This is a genomic window from Citrobacter sp. Cpo030 (assembly GCF_030333005.1).
Taxonomy (GTDB): Bacteria; Pseudomonadota; Gammaproteobacteria; order Enterobacterales; family Enterobacteriaceae; genus Citrobacter; species Citrobacter portucalensis.
Genome location: NZ_JAOWGT010000075.1, coordinates 393,698 through 418,177, shown reverse-complemented (window position 1 = coordinate 418,177; position 24,480 = coordinate 393,698). Strand labels below are relative to the sequence as shown.

At 53.8% G+C, this 24,480-nt stretch carries 23 protein-coding genes; 8 read left to right on the top strand and 15 right to left on the bottom strand.

Features of this window, described 5'->3' with window-relative positions:
* Positions 1 to 34: 34 nt before the first annotated feature.
* Positions 35 to 850 (bottom strand): AraC family transcriptional regulator, encoded by an 816-nt coding sequence (locus OGY37_RS23220; RefSeq protein ID WP_198579526.1) that lies wholly within the window; start codon positions 848 to 850, stop codon positions 35 to 37.
* Between the two features lie 230 nt (positions 851 to 1,080).
* Between OGY37_RS23220 and OGY37_RS23215 the strand changes: the two genes are divergently transcribed.
* On the top strand, positions 1,081 to 2,055 hold the full coding sequence (locus tag OGY37_RS23215) for an Rpn family recombination-promoting nuclease/putative transposase (RefSeq protein WP_286622003.1): 975 nt from the start codon (positions 1,081 to 1,083) through the stop codon (positions 2,053 to 2,055).
* A gap of 51 nt (positions 2,056 to 2,106) precedes the next feature.
* On the opposite strand, the gene OGY37_RS23210 is transcribed toward OGY37_RS23215, so the two are convergent.
* Positions 2,107 to 3,519: an aminotransferase-like domain-containing protein gene (locus OGY37_RS23210; protein ID WP_286622002.1), complete on the bottom strand. Its 1,413-nt coding sequence runs from the start codon at positions 3,517 to 3,519 to the stop codon at positions 2,107 to 2,109.
* 177 nt (positions 3,520 to 3,696) lie between these two features.
* On the opposite strand from OGY37_RS23210, the gene OGY37_RS23205 reads away from it, so the two are divergent.
* The 4 genes from OGY37_RS23205 (at position 3,697) to OGY37_RS23190 (ending at position 6,601) form a co-directional block, all read left to right on the top strand.
* Positions 3,697 to 3,861: a DUF1127 domain-containing protein gene (locus OGY37_RS23205; RefSeq protein WP_008786105.1), complete on the top strand. Its 165-nt coding sequence runs from the start codon at positions 3,697 to 3,699 to the stop codon at positions 3,859 to 3,861.
* A gap of 147 nt (positions 3,862 to 4,008) precedes the next feature.
* Positions 4,009 to 4,473, top strand: coding sequence for a MarR family winged helix-turn-helix transcriptional regulator (locus OGY37_RS23200; protein ID WP_191215195.1), 465 nt, complete (start codon positions 4,009 to 4,011; stop codon positions 4,471 to 4,473).
* Between the two features lie 6 nt (positions 4,474 to 4,479).
* Positions 4,480 to 5,547 carry an HlyD family secretion protein gene (locus tag OGY37_RS23195; RefSeq protein WP_286621999.1) on the top strand — a complete coding sequence of 356 codons (1,068 nt, stop codon included), beginning with the start codon at positions 4,480 to 4,482 and terminating at the stop codon, positions 5,545 to 5,547.
* Positions 5,537 to 6,601 carry a DUF2955 domain-containing protein gene (locus tag OGY37_RS23190; RefSeq protein WP_286621997.1) on the top strand — a complete coding sequence of 355 codons (1,065 nt, stop codon included), beginning with the start codon at positions 5,537 to 5,539 and terminating at the stop codon, positions 6,599 to 6,601. The genes OGY37_RS23195 and OGY37_RS23190 overlap by 11 nt, the downstream gene beginning before the upstream one ends.
* A gap of 104 nt (positions 6,602 to 6,705) precedes the next feature.
* On the opposite strand, the gene yjiA is transcribed toward OGY37_RS23190, so the two are convergent.
* The 4 genes from yjiA to OGY37_RS23170 all read right to left on the bottom strand — a co-directional run bounded on the left by yjiA (position 6,706) and on the right by OGY37_RS23170 (position 10,957).
* The gene (gene yjiA / locus OGY37_RS23185; protein WP_003830040.1) at positions 6,706 to 7,662 is read right to left on the bottom strand and encodes a GTPase; all 957 of its coding nucleotides are present in this window, start codon (positions 7,660 to 7,662) and stop codon (positions 6,706 to 6,708) included.
* A 12-nt stretch (positions 7,663 to 7,674) separates the two neighbouring features.
* Positions 7,675 to 7,869 (bottom strand): YbdD/YjiX family protein, encoded by a 195-nt coding sequence (locus OGY37_RS23180; RefSeq protein ID WP_003830038.1) that lies wholly within the window; start codon positions 7,867 to 7,869, stop codon positions 7,675 to 7,677.
* Positions 7,870 to 7,975: 106 nt separating this feature from the next.
* Positions 7,976 to 10,126: a pyruvate/proton symporter BtsT gene (gene btsT, locus OGY37_RS23175; protein WP_048219778.1), complete on the bottom strand. Its 2,151-nt coding sequence runs from the start codon at positions 10,124 to 10,126 to the stop codon at positions 7,976 to 7,978.
* A gap of 288 nt (positions 10,127 to 10,414) precedes the next feature.
* Entirely contained in the window at positions 10,415 to 10,957 is a 543-nt protein-coding gene (locus OGY37_RS23170) for a hypothetical protein (RefSeq protein ID WP_003830032.1), read from the bottom strand.
* Between the two features lie 191 nt (positions 10,958 to 11,148).
* Here OGY37_RS23170 and tsr point away from each other — a divergent pair, with 191 nt between their 5' ends.
* Positions 11,149 to 12,810 carry a methyl-accepting chemotaxis protein gene (tsr, locus tag OGY37_RS23165; protein ID WP_063941063.1) on the top strand — a complete coding sequence of 554 codons (1,662 nt, stop codon included), beginning with the start codon at positions 11,149 to 11,151 and terminating at the stop codon, positions 12,808 to 12,810.
* Positions 12,811 to 12,915: 105 nt separating this feature from the next.
* On the opposite strand, the gene OGY37_RS23160 is transcribed toward tsr, so the two are convergent.
* From OGY37_RS23160 to OGY37_RS23150, 3 genes are all read right to left on the bottom strand, one after another.
* On the bottom strand, positions 12,916 to 13,431 hold the full coding sequence (locus OGY37_RS23160; RefSeq protein WP_286621996.1) for a GNAT family N-acetyltransferase: 516 nt from the start codon (positions 13,429 to 13,431) through the stop codon (positions 12,916 to 12,918).
* Positions 13,432 to 13,483: 52 nt separating this feature from the next.
* The gene (locus OGY37_RS23155) at positions 13,484 to 14,845 is read right to left on the bottom strand and encodes an MFS transporter (RefSeq protein ID WP_286621994.1); all 1,362 of its coding nucleotides are present in this window, start codon (positions 14,843 to 14,845) and stop codon (positions 13,484 to 13,486) included.
* 213 nt (positions 14,846 to 15,058) lie between these two features.
* The gene (locus OGY37_RS23150; RefSeq protein ID WP_286621992.1) at positions 15,059 to 15,973 is read right to left on the bottom strand and encodes a GntR family transcriptional regulator; all 915 of its coding nucleotides are present in this window, start codon (positions 15,971 to 15,973) and stop codon (positions 15,059 to 15,061) included.
* A gap of 137 nt (positions 15,974 to 16,110) precedes the next feature.
* Between OGY37_RS23150 and OGY37_RS23145 the strand changes: the two genes are divergently transcribed.
* Both OGY37_RS23145 and OGY37_RS23140 read left to right on the top strand, forming a co-directional pair.
* Positions 16,111 to 17,133: a zinc-binding alcohol dehydrogenase family protein gene (locus tag OGY37_RS23145; protein WP_079937173.1), complete on the top strand. Its 1,023-nt coding sequence runs from the start codon at positions 16,111 to 16,113 to the stop codon at positions 17,131 to 17,133.
* Between the two features lie 13 nt (positions 17,134 to 17,146).
* Entirely contained in the window at positions 17,147 to 18,592 is a 1,446-nt protein-coding gene (locus OGY37_RS23140) for a tagaturonate reductase (RefSeq protein WP_198579532.1), read from the top strand.
* Positions 18,593 to 18,697: 105 nt separating this feature from the next.
* Here the strand turns inward: OGY37_RS23140 and opgB are convergent, their stop codons facing one another.
* The 6 genes from opgB to OGY37_RS23110 form a co-directional block, all read right to left on the bottom strand.
* Entirely contained in the window at positions 18,698 to 20,989 is a 2,292-nt protein-coding gene (gene opgB / locus OGY37_RS23135; protein WP_286621989.1) for a phosphatidylglycerol--membrane-oligosaccharide glycerophosphotransferase, read from the bottom strand.
* 230 nt (positions 20,990 to 21,219) lie between these two features.
* On the bottom strand, positions 21,220 to 21,711 hold the full coding sequence (locus OGY37_RS23130) for a YjjA family protein (RefSeq protein ID WP_003830016.1): 492 nt from the start codon (positions 21,709 to 21,711) through the stop codon (positions 21,220 to 21,222).
* Between the two features lie 70 nt (positions 21,712 to 21,781).
* Positions 21,782 to 22,519: a replicative helicase loader DnaC gene (gene dnaC, locus OGY37_RS23125; RefSeq protein WP_003019133.1), complete on the bottom strand. Its 738-nt coding sequence runs from the start codon at positions 22,517 to 22,519 to the stop codon at positions 21,782 to 21,784.
* 2 nt (positions 22,520 to 22,521) lie between these two features.
* Complete coding sequence (dnaT, locus tag OGY37_RS23120) at positions 22,522 to 23,061, bottom strand: primosomal protein DnaT (protein ID WP_149281667.1); 540 nt, start codon at positions 23,059 to 23,061, stop codon at positions 22,522 to 22,524.
* Between the two features lie 124 nt (positions 23,062 to 23,185).
* Entirely contained in the window at positions 23,186 to 23,659 is a 474-nt protein-coding gene (locus OGY37_RS23115; RefSeq protein WP_003019127.1) for a threonine/serine exporter, read from the bottom strand.
* Positions 23,650 to 24,426: a threonine/serine exporter family protein gene (locus OGY37_RS23110; protein WP_048227138.1), complete on the bottom strand. Its 777-nt coding sequence runs from the start codon at positions 24,424 to 24,426 to the stop codon at positions 23,650 to 23,652. Before OGY37_RS23110 ends, OGY37_RS23115 begins: the two co-directional genes overlap by 10 nt.
* Between the last annotated feature and the right edge of the window lie 54 nt (positions 24,427 to 24,480).

Here is a 24,480-nt window from a genome sequence, read left to right as displayed (position 1 = left end):
ATGAATCTGAGAGCACCGTACGCCTGACGCAGCGCTAATTATTGTCTGATATTGATCGTCCCAACGCGTACTGGCGCGGTGTGGCGGCGGTGTAGCGAACAAAGGTGCGATGGAAATGGCTCTGGTCGGCAAACCCGCTCTGGTATCCGACATCGGCAATTTCGTCTCCGGCCCGCAGCCGCTGGCGAGCATAGTCAATCCGTATGATGTTCAGATAACTTCCTGGCGTCAGCCCGGTGTCTTGCTTAAAGGTACGGATCAGCGTCTCTTTACGCATGTGACACTCATGTGCCAGCTCATCGAGTGAGGGCGGCGCGAGCAGGCTGGACTGCAACCGTTCGCGCAGATACTGGCTGGTGGCGCTTGAGTTTTCTGGTGCGACCGACTGCAACGGCAGCGAGTGAAGCAATGCTTGCGCGGCATCCGTTATTTGCGCGGTTTGGCGTTGCGGCATGAGCGTCACAAGGTGCATATAACGCTGGAATAATTGCGCATCGCGGATAACGGGAGCAGGCGTGCAAAGCCGCTGATTGGTGTTCTGTGCAGGGAGATTAGCAAGACACCACTGGGCATCAAGATAAAGCATATGATAGCTACGAAACTGTCCGTTAACAGGATTACAGCTGTGAGGTGCCAGCGGCGGTATCACAATCAGGTCGCCCACCTGCAGATGGTATTCCTCGCCATCGCACTGACAGCACGTTTCCCCCTCGAGAATTGCCCCAATCGAGAGCTGAGAGTGGTGATGCCGCTTATAGGCCTGCTGGCTCTGCCAGGTGCTGCGCAGTTCCAGCCACGGCAACTGCTCATCACGCCAGAACGATTGTGGAATATCTCGGGTATGCGTCACATCGTGTCCTCCCTGAAAGTGATGGTTTGTTATAGCACAGGCCGGGAGGTGAAAAAGTGGGAATGCGCATTGAGATGGCGATTCTGCGTGACGTGTTCCAGACAAATGTAGACGTTACATAAGGGCGTTGTTATCCCGGAAATCGCCTCGCAAAGAGAGAAAGTTGCAGGTGAGGATGTGGTTTTCCGGCGCTACAGTCATGGCATCTTATTTTCAGGTGAAGGATCGCCATGAACAAAGCTTCCGCTTCAACACCGCATGATGCGGTTTTTAAAACATTTTTACGTCACCCTGAGACTGCACGGGATTTCCTACAAATACATCTTCCCGCTTCGCTGCGCGAGCTTTGCGATCTTCGGACGCTTAAACTCGAGTCAGACAGTTTTATCGAAGAGAATTTACGTGCGTACTATTCCGATGTGCTGTGGTCGGTGAAAACGACGGATGGGGATGGATATATTTATGTAGTGATTGAACACCAAAGCACACCGGATGCGCATATGGCATTCAGACTGATGCGCTATGCGGTAGCGGCCATGCAGAAACATTTAGATGCCGGGCATCAGCAGTTGCCGCTGGTGGTGCCGATGCTGTTTTATCACGGCGCTAAAAGCCCGTACCCTTATTCGCTGTGCTGGCTGGATGAGTTTGCCAACCCGAAGCTGGCTCGTCAGCTGTATGCTGCGGCGTTTCCGCTGGTGGATATTACGGTTATTCCGGATGACGAAATTGTGCAGCATCGACGTATGGCGCTGCTGGAGTTAATCCAAAAACATATCCGTCAACGCGATCTTATGGGGTTGGTCGAGCAAATTGTTTCCCTGCTACTTACCGGACTGACTAATGACACTCAGATAAAGACGCTGTTTAATTATATTTTACGAACTGGCGATGCACCTCGATTCAGTGAGTTTATTCGCGGGGTTGCCGAACGTTCACCGCAGCACAAGGAGCATTTGATGACGATTGCGGACAGATTGCATGAGGCAGGATTTCAAAAAGGATGGCTTGAAGGTAAGCAGGAAGGTAAACAAGAAGGCAAAAAAGAAGGCAAACAGGAAGGCAAACAGGAAGGGCTAATAAAGGGACGACGTGATGAGGCGCTACGTATTGCCCGCACCATGCTGGCAGATGGCATCGATATCAGCACGGTACAAAAAATCACCCGACTTTCCGTTGAAGATATTCAGGGCGTAAGCCATTAGAAATGACTTAAACCGTGCAATCGCCTGCACGGGAGCACCGGGTGGTCCGGTTTACTCTATTGCCGTTTTTACCGCCTCGCCGAGCTTCTGCATTACTTCCCGATGCTTCTCGTTTGGCGGCAACGCGCAGTTGATGCGCACACAGTTGCGATACTTCCCCGATGCGGAGAACAGCGAACCCGGCGCAACCTGGATTTTCAGGCGACAAAGCTGCTTAGCGACACAGACCATATCGACCTGGAGCGGTAGCTCGACCCACAGCATAAAGCCGCCTTTTGGTCGGGTGATGCAGATCCCGCAGGGAAAGTATTCCCGTACCCAGCAGGTGTAGATTTCCATATTGCGCTGATAAATCTGGCGCATACGCCGGATATGCCGATGATAATGACCTTCGCGCACAAAGGAAGCCGCTGCCAGTTGCGTAGCGGGAACGTTAGTTCCAATGACGGCGTACTTCATGTGCAGCAGTTTGTTGTAATAGCGACCGGGCACCACCCAACCCACACGCAGACCGGGGGCGACGGATTTGGTAAACGAACTGCAGAGTATTACCCGACCGTCGCTGTCCCAGGAGTGGATCGTGCGCGGGCGGGGATACTCTGTGGCCAGTTCGCCATACACATCGTCTTCAAAAATCACAATATCGTGCCGTTGGGCGAGGGCGAGCACCGCCCGTTTACGAGCATCCGGCATAATAAATCCGAGCGGATTGTTGCAGTTTGGAACCAGCAGCATACCTTTGATCGGCCACTGATCCAGCGCCAGCTCCAGCGCTTCAATGCTGATCCCGGTATCCGGATCGGTTGGGATCTCAATCACCTTGATCCCTAAGCCGCGCAGTAGCTGCATCGTGCCGTAGTAGGCCGGTGATTCAACGGCGACAATATCTCCGGGCTGGCAGACCGTCAGCAGCGCCAGCGACATTCCGCTCTGACTGCCGCTGGTGATCACAATATCGTCTGCATTGACCACTGAACCGCCGTCCAGCATCAGCCGTGCAATCTGCTGACGCAGTTCACGGCATCCGGATATTTCATCGTAGCCCAGTATCGCGCGCAGATTATGCTGTGCCACGCGGCTGAGCTCGCGCCACAGCGGCTTCAGGCTGGGTTGATTAATATCGGGCACGCCGCTGCTAAACGGGATTATCGATTTGTCCGCGTTGCCCTTTAGCATATCCAGCACCTGATCCCACTGTGTTATTTCGACCGGACGCTGTACCGGACGCGACATCGGTGGCACGGGTGGCTGCGCTTTTTGTGGCGCGACAAAATAACCGGAACGTGGTTGGGGCGTGATCAGCTGGCGCTGTTCCAGCGTCTGATACGCCTGCTGGACGGTGCTGATGCTGACCCCATGCTCCTGGCTCAGGCTGCGAACCGAGGGCAGTTTTTCGCCATGGCGATACAGCCCTTGCTCAATGCGTTCGGCCAGCAGATTGGCCAGATGTTGGTAACGCGTCATGCTGTATCCCTCATGGGTACCATACAGATTAAAAAATCAGTACAGATTGGTGTGAAAAAAGCGATGCAGAACTCTTTTTAACCAATCTGTATGTTAAATAAAAGTACTTTGTGAGTCTGTATTGTTTTAGGCCAGATCCGTGAAGATAAAGCCTCTGGCAAGGCGGGGAGGCAAGGTATGGAATTTCACGAGAATAAAGCAAAACAGCCGTTTATTGGGTTTGTACTGATCTGGCGGGCATACAAGGCGTGGCGGCTGCGAGCGCAAACGCGGCGCGTATTGCAACAGATGAGTGATGAGCGGTTGCGGGACGTCGGGCTGCGACGCGATCAGGTGGAGTGATTTTCTTTCATCGACAGAGGCTGGGGGTTATCGCCCCAGCCTCTTTTACATTCACAATATTTATCAATTTATGCTTCTGGTTAGTCCGTTTCTTGATACTTATCCTGATAAGTATTATTTTCTTTTCAGCGATGAGGGGAAAATAAGATGACTGAAGATGAACTGTTTGCCCGCCGACCAATGGGGATGCGCATGGCAATGGTGGTGCGCCAGTGGCGGGCCATTATTGATGCTGCCATCACCGATACAGGCCTGACGCAGTCCAGCTGGACGGTACTGATGCAACTGTATCAACTGGGAGACAACGTCTCAGTCAGTGAACTGGCACAAATGCAGGGCATCGAACTGCCGCCGCTGATGCGCACCCTCTCGCAGCTGGAAAAGCAGGGCTATCTGCTGCGTTCCACATCGCCTTATGACAAACGCATCCGCCTGCTAACGCTGACCGCGCAAGGCCGCGCAAGGCTGGACGAACTCAACCGGGTGATAGAGACATACCAACATCGCGTCACCTGCACCATCCCTGAGGCGGAACTCGCTTCCTTCAGCGCCACGCTCAATCAAATCGCCTGCAATCTGCGGACAATCCGCGAAGAAGATAACAAGATCTAAAAAACTATGATGACCCCAGAACAAAAATTTGCCCGTTGGGTAAGGGTGAGTATTGCCGCTTTCCTGGTAATATTCGCCTGGTTTATCGTTGCCGATATCTGGATCCCGCTGACGCCGGACTCCACGGTGATGCGCGTGGTAACGCCCGTTTCCTCACGCGTTTCCGGCTACGTCTCGCAGGTGCATGTACACAATAATAGCCAGGTGAAGAAGGGCGATTTGCTGTACGAACTGGATCCGACGCCGTTTATCAATAAGGTCGAGGCTGCGCAAATCGCCCTTGAGCAGGCGAAGCTGAGCAATCAACAGCTGGATGCGCAGATAGCTTCCGCGCGCGCCAACCTGCGCACCGCGCAATTCAACGCCCATAACGATAAGACCACCCTTGATCGCTATCAGCGCCTGAGCGCCATGCAGAACGTATCGCAATCCGATCTCGACAAGGTGCGTACCGCCTGGCAGACCAGCGAGCAGTCGGTGGCGGCGCTGAATGCCAGTATTCAGAACCTGCTGATCCAGCGCGGCGAGCGCGATGACAAGCGTAACGTGACGCTGCAAAAATACCGTAACGCGCTGGAAGAGGCGCAACTGAACCTCGGCTGGAGCAAAGTATATGCCCAGACCGACGGTACGGTGAGTAACCTCCAGCTTAGCCCCGGACTTTACGCCACCGCCGCCACGCCGCTACTGGCGCTGGTCAGCCATCAGACCGATATCGTGGCCGACTTTCGCGAGAAAAGCCTGCGCCACACTCGGGTAAATACCGATGCCGCCGTGGTGTTCGATGCCATGCCGGGCAAGGTCTTCTCTGCCCGCGTCACCAGCAGCGATGCCGGTATTCTGGCGGGTCAGGAGCTGGTTAACGGCCAGTTGTCGCAACCGGAACAGTCTACCCGCTGGGTGCGCGATGCCCAGCGTATGCGTATTCACGTCGCGCTAAACGAACCGCTCGACACGGCGTTACCGACCGGGGCGCGCGCCACGGTACAGCTGTATAACAGCGAGGGGATGTTCGCCCGCACCTTTGCCGGAGCGCAGATCCATCTCGTTAGCTGGCTGCATTATGTCTATTAACACGCTGGCCCACGTCTTTACGCCGCACGGTAACATTGTCTACACCGCCAATGATTTTCGCCAGACCCTGCGTATCTCCGTTGCCGGGACAATCGCGCTGAGTATCTCGACCTTCTACAACGTGCAGTACGGCGTGTTTTTTGTGGTTTATCCGCTGATGCTGCTGTCGCTGGTGCCAGTATTCAACCGCCATGTGGCAACACAGTTTGTGTTCAGCGCGGCGGTAAATTGCGTTGAAATGGTGCTGATTGTCGGTTATCTCTCGCAGTGGCCGCTGATCATGACGCTGGTGGTGTTCGGCCTGTACGTGATGCGCTTTCGTTTTATGAGCAAAGGCCCACTGTTTCTGCTCGGTTCGATGGGCGTGGTGTGCCAGAGCACGATGCTCAACTTTATGAGTTATCCCACCACCAACTGGCATACGCTGATGTTCTCCAATATGGAAGCCTGCGTCATGGCGGTGGCGCTGAGCGCGCTGCTGCATTATCTGATCCCGGACGTGGAACCTCGCCTACCGCCGCCGCGCATTGAGAAAGATGCCGCCCGGGTTCGCCACGAGTCGCTGCTTTCCGGTACGGTGGCAACGATGATTTTTGTGGTCTTCCAGATCTGCGATTTGAGTGATTCGCTGTCGGCGCTGATGGCAGGCATTTTGATCCTGTTTCCGATGCACTACCGCGGTGCGGTGGTTAGCTCGATCTGGCGCGTGGTCGGCGTGGTGCTGGCCTGTCTGTACATTCTGCTGGTGCAGCTGCTTATCTATGATTTCAGCAACCACATGTTGCTGATGATGCCGCTGATTGGCCTTGGGCTGGCGTTTAGCGCCCGTCTGCACGTAATGGAAAAAGTCGGTGCAGGCGTGGGGTTTGCCAGCATCACCACCATCGGCATTATGTTTGGCCAGAACCTGCACCCGGATCAGGACCTGGTATTCAGCGATTTGTACCGTATCACCTCCGTCACCGTCGCGTTGGTGGCAACGCTCACCATGGTATTTCTGGTGCATCGGGTGTTGAACTGCTTTGCCGCGACGAGGTTTGTGATTACTGAGTGAGTGGGCAGTGAGTGCCGAATGGCGGCTGCGCCTTATCCGGCCTACGGGAAAGTGGAATTTCCAGGCCCGGTAAGCGTAGCGCCACCGGGCAATTCAGCAGGGGGTTACTTCTTCAATCCCGCAAACGCGGCTCGGATCTCGTCTTCCGGCAGATTAATACCGATAAACACCAGTTGGCTGTGCGGTTGCTCGTCACCCCACGGGCGGTCCCAGTCGGCGCTGTACAAGCGCTGCACGCCCTGGAACAGCAGGCGGTTCGGCTCGCCTTCAATCCACAGCATGCCTTTATAGCGCAGCAGCTTCTCGGCGGATTCCAGCAGCAGGTTTTCCATCACTCGCGACACGTCGCTGATGTTTACCGGGTAATCCAGCTCGACGACGATCGAGGAGATATCGTTTTGCTTGTCGGCGATAAAGTGGAAGCGCGGTTTGGCGCTGACCACGTTCTCTTCCAGCATAAAACCGTTGGTGTCGAACAATTGCGCGAGGTCGATATCGCCATGTGTCACGGTGTAAATCGGCGCACGGGCGTTGATGCGCGACAGGCGCTCACGCAGTTTTTCGCTTTCACCCGCGACGTCGGTTTTGGTCAGCAGGATCCGGTCGGCGTAGCCGACCTGCGACTGGGCGATGGTGAACTGGTTCATCTGCTCGTCGGCATGTACCGCGTCAACCAGCGCAATTACGCCGTCCAGCAGGTAGCGTTCGCAAATCACTTCATGGGAGAAAAAGGTCTGGATGATCGGGCCGGGATCGGCCATGCCGGTGCATTCGATCACCAGACGGTCGAAATTGATGGCGCCTTTGTCGAGGTTATCGAGCAGGTCTAACAGTGCGTCTTCCAGCTCACTGGAGCGGGTACAGCAAATGCAGCCGTTGGTCAGGGTTTTGATCTGCGTAGCGCGATCGCCAATCAGCTGATCGTCCACCGAGACTTCGCCGAATTCGTTTTCGATAACGGCAATCTTGTAACCGTGCTGCTCGTTGAGAATATGGCGCAGCAGGGTGGTTTTACCCGCGCCAAGAAAACCGGTGAGTAGGGTAACTGCAATCGGGGTCATTCACTTCTCCTTCTAACAGCAACTGCTTCCGCCGCTACCGTAGCGGGCTTCCTGGCGCTCGCGGAAGAATTCTTCGTAGGTCATGTACGGCTTATCGGGATGGTTGGTCTTCATGTGCTCGACGTAGTTGTCGTAGTCCGGAATGCCAATCAGCATCTTCGCCGCCTGACCGAGATATTTTTTTGCCTGACCTAAAGTACCAAACATGTAACGCCCTGTTAATGAATAAAGCCGGATGGCGGCTTGCGCCTGATCCGGCCTACGTTAACTTTACTTTGTAGGCCGGGAGCGCAGTGCGCCACCCGGCTTCAGGTTAGTGGTGTGAAGAGGTCTTCACGCCGCCTTCCGGCACCGGTACATACGGCGTCTCTTTATCAGAGCGACCGTCGATGGCGCGGGCTTTCTGCCAGGTACGGAACCCGTAGAAAATGATGCTGTACACCACCACCAGGAACAGAATACTCAGACCTGCGTTGGTGTAGTTGTTGACGACGATGTGGTTCATGTTGGCAATCTGCTGAGCGGTCAGTTCGCCGCCGTTAGCAATCTTCTCTTTGTACTGATTCGCCATGAAGAAGAAGCCTTCCATCTGCGGGTTGGTGCTGAACAGTTTCAGACCCAGCGCCCATGTGGTGCAGATAAGCAGCCATACTGCCGGAACAACGGTAACCCAGATGTATTTGGTGCGCTGCATTTTAACCAGTACCACGGTGCCGAGAACCAGTGCCACGGCAGCCAGCATCTGGTTAGAGATACCGAACAGCGGCCACAGGCTCTTAACGCCGCCCAGCGGGTCAACAACGCCTTGATACAGCAGGTAACCCCACAGGCCTACGCAGCCCGCAGTACCGATGATACCCGCAACCAGAGAATCGGTTTTCTTCAGGAACGGCACGAAGTTACCCAGTAAATCCTGCAGCATAAAGCGGCCAGAACGGGTACCGGCATCCAGTGCGGTCAGGATGAACAGCGCTTCAAAAAGAATACCGAAGTGGTACCAGAAGCCCATATCAGCCATCGGCAGCACTTTGTGGAATACGTGAGCGATACCAACGGCCAGCGTCGGTGCGCCACCTGCTCGGTTCAGAACGGACGGTTCACCGATGTCTTTCGCGGTTTGCAGGATCTGCTCAGGCGAAATGACGAAGCCCCAGGAGCTGACGGTCGCTGCCGCATGTGCGGTGACGTCTTTCAACTGCGCCATAATCAGCGGTGCGTTTTCGCCGCTCATTTCATGCAGGTTCGGCATGGTGATGCCAAGGCCCGCAGGCGGGGTGTTCATCGCGAAGTACAGACCTGGTTCGATGATAGACGCGGCAACCAGCGCCATAATTGCGACGAAGGATTCCATCAGCATCGCGCCGTAACCGATAAAGCGCGCATCGGTTTCACAGGCCAGCAGCTTCGGTGTGGTACCGGAAGCAATCAGCGCGTGGAAGCCAGATACCGCACCACACGCGATGGTGATGAACAGGAACGGGAACAGAGCGCCTTTCCACAGCGGACCGGTACCATCAACGTACTGGGTCATCGCTGGCATTTTCAGTTCCGGGTTGAGGATAACAATCCCCACCGCCAGACCGACGATAACGCCGATTTTCAGGAAGGTAGCCAGATAGTCGCGCGGGGCGAGGATCAGCCATACCGGCAGCAGCGCAGAGATAAATGCGTAGCCGATCAGGGTAAAGGTAATGGTGGTGTCTTTAAAGGTCAGCGCCGGGCCCCAATACGGGTCATGCGCAATCACGCCGCCGAAATAGATAGAAGCAACCAGCAGCACAATACCAATCACCGACACTTCGCCCACACGCCCCGGACGCAGGAATCGCATGTAGATCCCCATGAACAACGCGATAGGTACGGTTGAGCAGACGGTGAACACACCCCACGGGCTTTCTGCCAGCGCTTTCACTACGATCAACGCCAGTACTGCGAGGATGATGATCATGATTAAGAAGCAGCCGAACAGCGCAATGGTTCCCGGGATCGGGCCCATCTCTTCTTTGATCATCTCACCCAGAGATGCGCCGTTACGGCGGGAAGAGATAAACAGCACCATGAAGTCCTGTACCGCACCGGCCAGCACGACGCCTGCCAGCAGCCACAGCGTACCGGGCAGGTAGCCCATCTGCGCGGCCAGTACCGGCCCAACCAGCGGACCTGCACCTGCGATAGCGGCAAAGTGGTGACCAAACAAGACGTTACGGTTAGTTGGAACGTAGTTCAGACCGTCATTGTTGATGACCGCCGGCGTGGCACGCGTTGGGTCAAGTTTCATCACCTTTTGGGCGATGTACAGGCTGTAGTAACGATAGGCCACCAGATAAACAGAAACTGAGGCGACCACGATCCACAGGGCACTAATGTGTTCACCCCGACGTAATGCCACTACCGAGAGGCAGAATGCACCGATGATTCCGAGAATCACCCAGGGTATGTGCTTGAATATCTTTTTCGTATCCATAGTAAAACCTGGTATCTAATTAATAATTGGCCGAAGCCGCGTGGGTTTGATCTTGTGTTTGAGGAGGTAAATTGACTGCTATGTTGGGGGGATCTTGCCAGAGAATTACGCGCGTAAAGTAAGGTAAATAAGTGAGCGGTTGTATGTCAGCTTAAGCGGTCCCAAGTGTCAGTGAGCGGTAAACTGCGGGGGGAACGGGGAAATTTATGTGATTGAGATCACGGCATTATAGCGTTTGCCTGTCTACATGCCGTGTTTTCTCACTGACAAAGCACCTCACTGAGAGACTCAGATTACGATATAACAGTAAGGCGTATGTTCGATGTCTCTGAGCAACACATGTTTCTTACGTGATTTAGTCAGGTAATATTTTTCATCCAGATAGTAGTCAATGAGTTCATCGAGACGCTCTTTATCTATGCGGGGCGTTACCCCCAGCGTCCAGAAGCTACGCAGCTCTAATTCCGAACGTTTGATTTTTGCGCTTTTAACCAAATCAGCAATCATATTTCTGACGCAGCTTGTCGGATCCTGGTTCTGTTTGAGTTCAAGCGCAATGTAGCTATCTTGCGTCCAGCCTTTTTTCCGCAACAAGAAATCTGCACGCACTGACAAACGCTGTGGATTTTTCCGGAGATCGCAAGCAAGAGTTTGTTCACGCCACCATTCATGACCCGTCGAAGCCAGCAGATTGGCAAATTCTATCTGCATCCAGACTTCCCAACCGGAGATGTTGTACTGATCGATGATATTGAGCTTTTGGCGAATATCTTCACGTTCAAAAAAGTGGTGTGCGAGGGTGGATAGGTGATCAAAATCGCGATTTAACATAGAAGCATCCTTTCCTTCAAAAACCGGAATCCTACACCTAAGACGTAATGGAACGACTAATTTTTTGCGTAATTTGTCATAGGGAACGGTATTTAATGTGAAAACGATAATTCTGTGGCAATTGCTGGCACCATAAAGTTTTCTCTTTCCAGGCCGAAAACCAGAGTATCTGTCTAGCGGAAAGAGAAAACATGTTAAAACGAATGAAGATTGTTACCAGCTTACTGCTGGTATTGGCGCTATTTGGCCTTTTACAGCTCGCCTCGGGCGGCTTGTTTTTTAACTCACTTAAGAATGACAAAGAGAACTTTACCGTTCTGCAAACCATTCGCCAGCAACAGTCTGCGCTGAACGCCACCTGGGTTGAGCTGCTGCAAACGCGTAACACCCTGAACCGGGCAGGCATTCGCTACATGATGGATCAGAGCAATATCGGTAGCGGCGCGACCGTTGCCGAGCTGATGCAGGTGGCGAGTACGGCGCTGAAGCTGACGGAAAAAAACTGGGCGATTTACGAGTCGCTCCCGCGCGATCCGCGCCAAAGCGAAGCCGCTTTCCAGGAGATCAACCGCACCTATGACATCTATCACGGTGCGCTGGCGGAGCTGATCCAGTTACTGGGTGACGGGAAGATCAACGCATTCTTTGATCAACCGACGCAGAGCTATCAGGATGGCTTTGAGAAGCAGTACATGAGTTACATGCAGCAGAATGATCGCCTGTATGACATCGCGGTGGAAGATAACAACAGCTCTTACAGCCAGGCGATGTGGGTGCTGATCTGCGTGCTGATTACCGTACTGGCGGCGATTATTGCGGTGTGGTTTGGTATCAAGCTGACCCTTATCTCCCCAATGAACCGTCTGATCGACAGCATTCGTCATATCGCCAGCGGTGACCTGGTGAAACGTATTGAAGTGGAAGGGTCCAACGAGATTGGGCAACTGGCGGAAAGCCTGCGTCACATGCAGGGTGAGCTGATGAATACCGTGGGTGACGTGCGTAACGGTGCCAACGCGATTTACAGCGGTGCCAGCGAGATTGCGATGGGCAACAACGATCTCTCCTCCCGTACCGAGCAGCAGGCGGCTTCCCTGGAAGAAACTGCGGCCAGCATGGAACAACTGACGGCGACCGTTAAGCAGAACGCCGAAAACGCGCGTCAGGCCAGCCATCTGGCGCTGAGTGCTTCTGAAACCGCGCAGAAAGGCGGCAAAGTGGTGGATAACGTGGTGCAAACCATGCGTGACATCGCGTCCAGTTCGCAGAAAATCGCCGACATTATCAGCGTCATCGACGGCATTGCCTTCCAGACTAACATTCTGGCACTCAACGCCGCGGTAGAAGCAGCACGTGCAGGCGAGCAGGGCCGTGGATTTGCGGTGGTTGCGGGTGAAGTGCGTAACCTGGCCCAGCGTAGTGCGCAGGCCGCGCGCGAGATTAAGAGCCTGATTGAAGACTCGGTCAGCCGCGTGGATGTTGGTTCAACGCTTGTTGAAAGCGCCGGTGAAACCATGGATGAGATCGTTAATGCGGTAACCCGCGTGACCGATATCATGGGTGAAATCGCCTCTGCTTCTGATGAACAGAGCCGCGGTATTGACCAGGTTGGTCTGGCCGTTGCCGAGATGGATCGCGTGACGCAGCAGAACGCCTCGCTGGTGGAAGAATCCGCCGCCGCCGCTGCGGCGCTGGAAGAGCAGGCCAGCCGCCTGACTCAGGCCGTTGCCGTGTTCCGTATTCAGCATGACCAACAGCGTGCTCGCGATGTTGCGACAGCAAAACCGGTTTCAACGGTCCAGCCGCGCAAAGCCGCGGTAACGGATGCCGGGGATAACTGGGAAACGTTCTAAGCCTGTGATGCCGGATGGCGCTGTCGCTTATCCGGCCTACAGGAAAGTTACGTGGTTGCCGGAAATGTTACGTAGGCCCGATAAGGCGTAGCCGCCATCGGGCAATTAGCGCAACATCAGGTGCATGGCGCAGCGCGATTCAAATGCCAGTCCATGCGCTGCTTCCTCTTCTCTTTTCTGGCGCAACTTTGCAGGCAGCGTCTCGTCAGCCAGTATTTCAAATCCCAGTCGCGCGTACCATGGCGCATTCCACGGCACATCGCGGAAGGTGGTCAGCGTGAGCGACGTATAACCTTTCTCGCGCGCCTGTCCGGCAACATACTCAATCAATCTGCGGCCAATTCCTTTTCCCTGCCACTCCAGATGCAGCGACAGTTCAGCAATAAACAGCGATGACCCCAGCGTTTCGGCAACCAAAAAACCGACCGGAAGCGCATCGACCTGCGCCAGCCAGCTCATGCCTGCGGCGGCAAAAGCCTGATGCTGAGCAGCCGATAAAATCTGGTCTTCAGCAATCCACGCCAGTTCGGGGATGAGTAAAAAACGTTGCCCCGCAGATCGTTCGATGGCGGGAAGAGCGGCAGTGTCTGCCAGAGTAGTGGCGCGCAAGGTGATGTTCATATGAGGAGCATAACATGCCCGATAAGCACGGTGTTATCGGGCATCTGGAGGATTAATCTTTACGCGGATCGCTAATGGGTTGGCGAACCAGGAAGATGTAGGCGAGGGCGCCCACCATGGTGACGCAGCCGCAGATGATAAGCGCCAGGCGGAAAGAGTTGGTGGTATCAACAATAAACCCGGTGACGATCGGCGCAAACGACGCGCAGATAAAGCTGGCAAAGTTCTGGATACTGCCCACGGAAGCGGTCATACGTGAGGCGACGGCGACGTGGATCAGACCCCAGCACGAGGTACCTGCGAAGTGGATACAGAACAGCGCCATACCGATCAGTAACACGGCGGCCATTGACGTTGTGGCCTGCGGCACGACGAAGGTGAAGGCTGCGGAGCAGAACATCCCGGCGATAATACAAATCTTACGGCTCTTAATCGGCGCCATACCGCCTTTCACCAGCCAGTCGGTGACAAAACCGTTAATTAGCATGCCGGCTGCGCCAAACAGGAACGGGATCGCCGCCATTAATCCGGTGCTTTTTAAATCCAGGTTGTAGGAGGTTTGCAGGTAGCCCGGCAGCCAGGCCAGGTATAGCCATGCGGTATAGTTGATGCCGCTAAAGCCCAGCATCATGCCCCACATGGTACGGTTGCGGAACAGGCTGCGCCATTCGGCAAAGCTCAGCGGATCGCGGCGGGCATTGACGCTGCCAGCGTTCAGGTACGCTTGTTCCGTGGCGCTCAGCTCAATTTGCTCGCGGTTGCGATACAGCATGTACCAGCCGATGGCGAGGAAAATACCCAGCACGCCAATGGTGATGAACATCCAGCGCCAGCCCATTACCAGCATCATGGCAGCCAGAATCGGCGGGCTAATGGCAACCCCGATGGTGGAGGCGGCGTTGAATAATCCCATCGGGCGGCCGCGCTCTTTGATGTTAAACCAGTCGTTGATGACCTTTACGCCGCACGGGTTCATTGGCGCTTCGCCGATCCCCATCCCGATACGCACCAACACAAACTGGGTGAAGCTGTGCACCATGCCGGATAGTGCCTGAAACAGCGACCAGAAGAACATCCCCAGCCCCAGCATAATGCGCGGACCTTTGCGATCCAGCAGCGGACCGCAGGGCAGTTGCGCGATACCGTAAGCGAGAGAAAATACCGACAACAACACACCGATTTGCGTGGCGCTCAGCCCTAGTTCTTCACGAATCGTTAAGTTGGCGACCGACAGCGAGCTGCGGTCGAGATAATTAATTACCGCAGCCAAAAATAATAAAATCATTGCTGTGGTCTGAATACGTTTTATTCGGCTACTGCGTTGCACCATGCCTTCAGGCGGAACATTAATATCCGCAGATGACGACGTGCCAAACGAAGAACTTGGGTCGAGGGTAATATTATTTTTTTCCATGCCGGACTCCTGAACCTCAATAATTTATTTTTCACACAGCAGGACTGTGCAGTATTGAAAAAATACCAGTGATGAATCAATTTGCTCATCACCGCTCACAAAAGTTTTTAATGCAGTCGACTTAGTGTGAGCATAGGCAAGAGGTATTTTTCAGGCGTTTTTATTTTTATAAAATCGTGCTCCCGGTAATGATTTGCTGTTTTTTATCGGTACTTAATGCGCGACGGTACGATCCTGGTTGATGGAGCGAATCATCGATTGTTTGGCGGAATTCAAATGGTTACAGAGCGCCAGAGTGGCATCCAGGTCGCTGCGACATATTAGCGCGCTGAGGATGGTCATATGCTCATCAATGGCAATGATGTTACGCTGCTTGAGGTCGCTCTCATCCCACTGATAGTGGAAGTGGAAAATCACGGAGATGATTTCAAGTGATTGATTAAAAAATACATTATCGGCAGCAGAGAGTAGCAAAGCATGGAACTCACGATCTAACTGAGAGAACATGCGAAAGCTGCTGCCAATGCTGTCGCGCAGGATCCGGTGGCGCTCCAGCAACGTTTTAGCCTGCAACCAACGCGGGTCATCGTCCGGCAGATTGAGGAAATGCTGCAGAGAATGGGTTTCCAGCATCTCTCTGAGTTCAAACAGCTGTTCCGCATAGGCCTGATCGAACTGCTTCATGCTCCACTGACCGCGTTTTTCGTTTTTGATCAGGTTGTAACGTTCGAATTTTAAAAGATATTCCCGCACTACCACCGGGCTGACGGCTGCGGCTCTGGCAAGCTGCAGTTCGGAGAAGCTCTCGCCTGCGCGCAGCTGACGCTGGTTAATCATGGTGAAAAACGCCTGTTCAAAAATCCGGTTTTGCTCGGTCATGGAGGCGGTGGTACAGGCAAAACCGTCGTCATGGTCGGGTTTTCGCACGATGACATAGTGACTGCCGACCTGGGTCAGAACGCCGCACTCGCCTAAGTGGCTCAGCATATGGCGCACGGTGGTGCGGCTGATGTTGTACATCTCCGCCAGTGCGCTTTGTGAGGGGAGTGGGGAAGGGATATGACCACGCGCCATATCATCGATTATCTGGTTAATCACATTGTGGCGTAAGTTCTGCGAACGGCTCATGGCTTCTCCTTTTTATCTATTAAAACCCGATTTAAAACATTTTTATGCGCTGAGATTCACAGATTGTGTTTCTGCTTTCTCCGTCTTTTTTATTTTCGTTGATATCTGAGGCAACAAAAAAACAGGAGAGCAGAATCATGTCTACGATGAATACGTTGATTTGCCAGGAACCTAAAAAATTAGTCTGGAAAGAGCGCGAAATACCTATTCCGGGTGAGGGTGAAGCATTAATTAAAATTAAGTCGGTAGGGATTTGTGGTACCGATATTCACGCCTGGGGTGGCAATCAGCCTTTTTTCAGCTACCCGCGTGTATTAGGTCATGAAATATGTGGGGAAATTGTCGGTCTGGGTAAGAATATACAGAATCTGAAAAATGGTCAGCAGGTGGCGGTTATTCCTTACGTGGCCTGCCAGCAGTGTCCGGCATGTCTGAGCGGGCGCACTAACTGCTGCGAGAAGATTTCAGTGATTGGCGTGCACCAGGATGGCGGTTTCAGTGAATATCTTTCTGTTCCGGTGACCAACCTGCTGGATGCGCAGGGGATTGACCCACAGGCGGCGGCACTGATTGAGCCTTATGCCATCAGCGCGCATGCGGTACGCCGGGCGGCGGTGGCTCCGGGTGAGCAGGTGCTGGTGGTCGGCGCGGGTCCGATTGGTCTGGGGGCGGCAGCGATTGCCAAAGCCGATGGCGCACAGGTGGTGGTCGCCGATACCAGTCCAGCACGCCGGGAGCACGTGTCTTCCCGGTTGGGACTCCCGGTTATCGACCCATCCGCTGAAGATTTTGATGCGCAACTGCGTGACCAGTTTGGCGGTTCGCTGGCGCAAAAGGTTATTGATGCCACGGGGAATCAGCATGCGATGAACAACACGGTGAATTTGATTCGTCATGGCGGCAGCATCGTTTTCGTTGGGCTGTTCAAAGGCGATTTGCAGTTCTCTGACCCTGAGTTCCACAAGAAAGAGACCACCATGATGGGCAGTCGCAACGCCACGCCGGAAGATTTCGCCAAAGTGGGCCGTTTGATGTCGGAAGGCAAACTGACCGCCGACATGATGCTCACGCACCGTTACGCGTTTGCCACACTGGCAGAAATCTACGAACGGGATGTGATTAACAACCGTGAGCTGATTAAAGGCGTGATCACGTTCTGAGAGGGGAAATGCGATGAAGACATTGAATCGACGTGATTTTCCGGGGGCCAGCTACCCAACGCGCGTGATCCAGTTTGGTGAAGGAAACTTCCTGCGGGCGTTTGTTGACTGGCAACTGGATATCCTCAACGAGCAAACCGATCTGAACGCTGGCGTGACCATCGTTCGCCCGATCAATACCGATTTTCCGCCGTCGCTGAATACCCAGGACGGGCTGTATACCACGCTTATTCGCGGGCTAAACGAGCAGGGTGAGGCAGTGAGTGAGGCACGGCTTATCCGTTCGGTGAATAACGAAATCAACCCGTATCAGGATTTCGCGGCGTATCTGGCGCTGGCGCACAATGCGGACATCCGTTTTGTGTTTTCGAATACCACCGAAGCCGGAATTAGCTATCACGCAGCGGACCGTGTGGATGACGCGCCGCCGGTGAGTTTTCCGGCCAAGCTGACACGCCTGCTGTTGGAGCGCTTTAACCACTTTGCGGGCGCGGTGGATAAGGGCTGGGTAATTATCCCGTGCGAGCTTATCGACTATAACGGTGAGGCGCTCAAAACGCTGGTGCTGCGGTATGCGCAGGAGTGGCAACTTCCTCCGGCATTTGCCGACTGGGTGGAGACGGCAAACACGTTCTGTTCCACGCTGGTCGACCGTATTGTCACCGGCTATCCGCGTGAAGAAGCCGCTGCGCTGGAGGCTACGCTAGGCTATCACGATGCGTTTCTCGATACCGCGGAGCATTTTTACCTGTTTGTGATCCAGGGGCCGCAGTGGCTGGCAGAGGAGCTGAAGCTGGCGCAGTGTCCGCTGAATATCCGGGTGGTGAGCGATATCAAACCGTACAAAGAGCGCAAGGTCGCTATCCTCAATGGTGCGCATACGGCTCTGGTGCCGGTCGCGTGGCTGTGCGGGCTGGAGACCGTTGGTGAGGCGATGCAGGATGCTGATGTCCGCCGCTTTGTCGAACGAGCGATTAGTGAGGAGATTATTCCGGTGTTGGATCTCCCGGCGGACGAATTGCGTGAATTTGCCGACGCGGTGAGCGGGCGTTTTCAGAACCCCTACATTCGCCACCAGTTGCTTTCCATTGCGCTTAATGGGATGACCAAATTCCGCACCCGAATTTTGCCGCAGCTGCTGGCGGGTCAGCACAATGGGCGCTGGCCCGTGCGGTTAACGTTTGCCCTCGCTGCGCTGCTGGCGTTTTATCGTGCAGAACGCGACGGGGAACGCTATCCAATACAGGATGATGAGCAGTGGGTAAGCCTCTATGCCAGCCTGTGGCCGCGAGTTGGCAATGATTTAACGCTGCGTGAACTGGTGGATGCCGTGCTTGGCGATGCGGCGCACTGGGGAGAGGATTTGACGTTGTTACCTGGCCTTGCCGGGCAGGTCACGGCCAATCTGGAGATGATTCTGGTGCAGGGTATGCGCCAGACGGTGAACGGTCTGGAATAAGGTTGCCATGCAGCGCCCGGTGTGGTGTTGGGCGCTGTTTTTTTTCAGACAATACATTTGGTTCACGATAGGCCTGATAAGCAAAGCGCTATCAGGCCTTTCATGTTACGAACCCTGAGCCACTACTTTGATTTCAACCATCCCGACCCCCAGCTTACGCGGTGAGTGACCGAGAATATTACCCTCGTTGGTGGCGACCGGATCGGGTGGAACAATTACCAGCGTATCGGCATCCGCCGGGTTATCGAAATGTAAGGTGGTGGTGGTGACGTCATGGCCTAACACCAGCGTCTGTTCCTCGTTGCCAACGCGCACGGGAATAGGGCGATTGGCATTGTCGCCGAAAGCTTTCGCGGTGATGACCAGATCGAATTTCTTCGGTAGCGGAGCTTTGTACTCAATCGTTACTTCTTCGCTGAGTTGCGCATTAGACCAGCGTCCCCAGGATTCGGGGCGTGATATGCCGCTAAACTGTTTGACCTCTTCCGGCGCACCCGCCACGTTGAAAACGAAGCTATCTGCTTTGTAGCGAATGTCGTTATCGACAATTTTCAGCGTATCGACATTACCTTTATAGCGCTCCATGTCGATCACCGTGTCTTTAAATACGGTTTTACTTTTCCACTTAGCTTTATCGACGTGCTGTACGATTTGCTGTCCGCCCAGCTGCCCCTGCGATACGCACCAGTCGGTAGAGAGCGCCAGCTCTGGCGCCCACAGTTGTGCCATTTTGTAGCAGCGATCGACCCAGACGAAGTTATCGCGCGGGGCGAAATCCGCCAGCTGGAAGCGCAGTGGAGCCGAGTATTCGCTTTCCGGCAACGGCTCAACGCGTTTGTCCGAGACGCGCAGCAGCAGCGGCAGACGGAAATGGCTGCCGGAGAAAGAGATCATATTTTTGTCCTGGTCGACGGTGAACTCTTTCATCTCTTTCGGGAAATTCCACAGGCGAATGATATCGGGCTTCCACGCCAGCATTTTTTCTTTGATGTTCAGGAACACTTCCGACACGGATTCGCTCGACAAGCTGCTGCGGCCAAGGCCGATAAAGTTATCACCGCCGAGAATATCCAGTACCGTTGCGCCGTTATCCATCGTGTTACGCTTTACCGCCAGCGTGTCCTGTTGCGGTTGGTCGCCGCGCAGTACGAAGAACAGGTTGTTGCGATCCTGCTTGTTCAGATACTTCCACGCGGTGTTGTTCATCGCCAGATGATCGGAAGATACCACGATAACGGTATCTTTAAACCACGGCGATGCTTTGATTTTATTGATAAATTCGGCAATGTTTTCCTGGCTGCAGCTGACCGCGCTGAACGACTGGTTGGCTTTTCCGTCGATGTCATAACGTTTACGGTTGCAGCTACGTGAGATAAATCCATCCGGATGATGGGTATCCACGGTCAGGGTAAACAGTGAAAAACGCTGGCCCGAGCGCGAAAGCTCTTCGAATTTTTTCCACGCTTCGTCCAGCACGGTATCGTCGTAGAAGCCCCAGTCGTTACGATAGGTCGGGTCCGCCACTACGCTTTTTAACTCTTCTGCACCGTACAGATGATCAAAGCCGTGAGATTTCAGAAACACGTCTTTGCCAGCAAAGCGCAGGTTGGCACCCTGCACAAAGTAGTTTTGATAGCCGGAGTTTTTCAGGATATCGCCCAGACAGACATTGTTGGGGAAGAAGCTGGAAACTGATGCCGAGGCGTTGCCTTCAAACGGCGCAAACAGCGGAATACCGCACTGGGAGGCGACCATGCCAGCGATGGTGTAATCCGTACCCGGCAGCTGCATGGTGTTGCTGAAATCCAGACCTTCATTTTTCAACGCACCGAGTTCCGGGGTCAGATCCGGGAACGTGTCGTTATTAAAATAGGTGCGTTCGAGGCTCTCACCGTAGATATACACCAGGTTCAGCTTCGGGTTGGGAATGGTTTTCGATGGCTCTTTATAATACGTCGGGAAATCAGGATCGCCATCGCGCGACTGCGACTTCACCAGTTCGGTTATCTGGTGAAACGCTGGGCTGGCGTCAACGGAGGCCAGCGCCAGCAGCAGGGCCAGCAGACTGTAACCCACATGATGTGGATGATGGCGACGGCGGCGTAGGATCCAGCCGAGAGCGACAAAAACGGTCGTCAGCGCCAGCGCGATCCCAACGCCCGGCAGGATATATTTGCCGATACCTACACCGGTCAGGCTGTTGGTCAGCGTGTACAGAACCGCGTCATTGATCCCGTCGCCGGTGAAATAGTCACTGGCGTACAGCGTGATATTCAAGACAATAAAAATCCCCAGCACCGTTAACGTGGCGGCAAACCACCAGGTGTTGCGACCCGCTTTCCAGGCATAAATCAGCACTGAAGCGAGAAACAGAGTGATGGAGATTAATTCTGACAACGGTCGATCCTCAGTAAACCGGGCAATTGCCTGGCAGGCTAATCATTTGGTGAGAGAACAATGTAATAGCGTTGTTACATTGCTGCAATTGTAGTGACATTAAATTACGTTGTTATTCAGAATTGGTTTAGTTATGCGCGTTTTTGTGGGGAACTACTGTTTATTTGGAATGTGAATGTATTGTCGAAAATATATAGATGCCGCGCAGGTTATACGCGGCATGTCGTGCGTCAGGAAATGAAGTTCATACCCTGTTTTAACACCAGATCGCAGGCCTTGGTTTTTACCTGCTTCGCCAGCGAGCTGTTGCCAATTGTGTTCAGATCCAGCTGTTGACCATCTTTGGCGTTGAGCAGACCCTGAATACCGTCCATATAGTTGGTGTCTTGCTTCTGCTCAGGAGCACTGAGCCCTAGTTTATCCAGCACCTGGTTTTTGACGTTTTGCGTGTCGGTGACCGAGGCCAGCTTCTGTTTCGCGCAATATTCCAGGATCCCGGCGGCGTTATTCATGCTGCTGGAGGTCAACGACTGATTGCTGCCATTCAGCAGGCTGGTCAGGGAAGAGAGCGACGAGCTGCTTTGCGAGCCGGAGCTTTGTTTGCTCAGCTCACTGGCCGCGCTGGAGAGCGAATCCTGCCAGGAGGCGGCGAAAACGCTGGTAGAGATGAGCGTGCTGGCGGCAAGCGCACAGCACAGCAGACGTTTGGTAGTTTTCATCATTATATGCAACTCGTGTTATGCCTTTTCAGCGCAGTATAGCGCTGGCGGTCTTAGGAGTGGTCCTAATACGTTAATACTCTTTACCGGTGACCCGACTACGGTAGCTTTCCCAGTTAAAAATGACCCACAGGCTGTTGCCAAGGCGCATACGATCCATCACGCGCTCGCCGAGCAGCTTGTTCATTTCATCCATATTGCTGTTAGTTAACATACCGGTCGGACGTTTTGAGGACGAACGGCGATCGACAATCTGGTTAATGATCACTTTTTCATAGCGGGATTCGGTCTGCATGCCGATCTCGTCGATCACCAGCAGATCCACATTGCTCAGATCGTTGAGCAGCTGTTCTTCGCTGGTTTCACGATTACTGAACGTTTCTTTCATCGCCGACATTATATCGGCCACGGTAATGATCAACACTGACTTACCGCGCAGCAGCAGTTCGTTGCAGATGGCGGCGGCTAAATGGTTTTTGCCGGTGCCGGGTTTGCCGGAGAAGATAAAGCTGGCGATGTTGCCGTCAAACTCTTCAACATACTGGCGGGCTTTGCTCAGGGCGTTCATCTGACCTTCGCACTCTACCCGATAGTTTTCGAACGAGCAGTTCTGATGCAGCGGACGGATACCGGAACGGTTGAATGTGCGCTGCATTTTCATGGCCCGGTTTTCGCGGGCCAGCGCTGCGGCACGAATTTCACCTTGTTCTTTTTGCCATGCCAGCAGTTCCTCGCCCGTTTTAAAGGCGGGTTCGACATTAGGTGGCATCATTTTTTGCAGACGTTTCATCAGGTCGCCAACGTTTTTCATCGTTATCCTCTAAAACCCGGTGGAATGTGGCTGTCAGGTTCACTGACGCTGTTCACATCGCGCTTTGGCATTCCGCCATTGCTGGCCCGTCCAATCTGAATGCTGCGCGCCAGTTTTTGCTGCCACTGAATATGGTGAAAGACTTTGCCTTCAGCCTGCCAGTAGGCAACAAATGAGGCCAGTTCTTCAGCGGTGACCGGCTCTCGCAACGCTACGCCCCATAAAGCGGCCTGACGCTGAAAGTCGGCATCAGGCTGCCAGGCAGCGTACATTGCAAATTTCCCCATTGGCACGGCAACGGGAGCGGCTTGCGGATCTTCATAAAATTGATCATCCAATGTCACATCGCTTCCCGGGCGTGACAGTTTCTCCTCAAGCGCCAACAGCTCAGCCAGTCTCGCAGGCGTCACCGCGTAAAACGCTGGTGCATTGTTAGCGAATACGGCTACGGCGCCACCCGCAGACCTGGCCAGCACGGCGTGGTGATCGTGTAGTAAGGCGTCAATGCTCGTGACGTCCGGCGTCAAAATTTTGCAGGGCATAATGTTTCTCAATACTGAACAACAACCGAGAAGGGGACTGCTTTTATAGTAACACAGAGAAGAAGGAGAGCAGCAGGTGAGGGGGAGATTCCCCTCTCTGCATGGTATTAAAGAAAGTACACCATCAAACGCGTGGGCGTTTGCGATACAGCCATAATCCTGGCACGGACAGACCGATGGAGAGCGCACCGACAATCGATGAGGCTTTCAGGAAATTGGTCAGTAGGGTAATCATCAGCACTTCGCTGTAACCAAAATGGCCGATTTTTACGGCTGAGATCATGGCGGTGTAGGCGGAGATCCCAGGGAACATCGGGATTACTGCTGCGACGGTGAAGACTTTCGGATGCGCCAGATACCAGCGCGACCACTGGATCCCAATGCAGCCGACCAGCAGCGACGCCATAAAGGTTGACCATTCAATATTAAACCCTGCGGTCATCATCACCATTCGTGAGCCGTGACCGAGTGCGCCGAGTAATGCGCACCATGGGAGCGCCCGATGGGGGACATTGAATACCATGGCAAAGCCAAGCGCCGGGATCGCCGACAGGATCATATCCTGCATCAGCGCCAGTATGAAATCGATCACGCCCATCCGCGCAGCCCCCATAAGGTCATCGACACGATCACGCCAATACAGGTCGCCAACGTAAGCAGACTGGCAATAGCCCAGCGAGCAAGCCCGGTATTAATGTGTCCCTTAAACATATCCGCGACGGAGTTGATCAACGGAAAGCCCGGAACCAGCAGCAGCACGCTGGCGGCCATAGCGATAGTCGGAGTATTGCTAAAGGTCGGCAACGTCAGCAGCAAACCTGAAATGGTGGTCGCCACAAACGCGGTGATGCAAAAATTGATTTGTGGGTGCAAATGCCGGGACGCCAGAATCTGGCGGATATACATCGCCACCATGCTGGCGAAAAAGGTGATCACCGCGCCATCCCATCCGCCGTTATTGAGTTTACAAAAGCAGGCGCAGGACAAACCGACCATGAAGGCGACCAGCCATCTTGGATAGCGTAGCGGCTTAATCTGGCTAAAGCGTTTCTCTACCCCTTTAATATCCAGCAGTTTATGTTCCGCCAAAATGACAATGTGCTGCACTTCCGTCACGACGTGCATATTAATGCCGCGATCCTGATTTTTTCGCGTTGATGTCAGGCATTGCCCGTCTTTAATGGTGGTCAGGACGATAGCGTTAGAGGAGATGGCGCTTTCTACGCTATCCATGCCAAGTGCCAGCCCGAGGCGGGTGGATAACTCGTCAACCAGAGCGCTTTCTGCCCCATGCTGAAGTAAAAAAAGTCCGCATTGAATACATAACCGTGTAACCGTTCGCTGTGACGACTGCTCTGTTTGCATGGCTCGCTCTGACTGAAAAGGCTCTCTTTGAGTGACGAATATCTTCTTTTTATC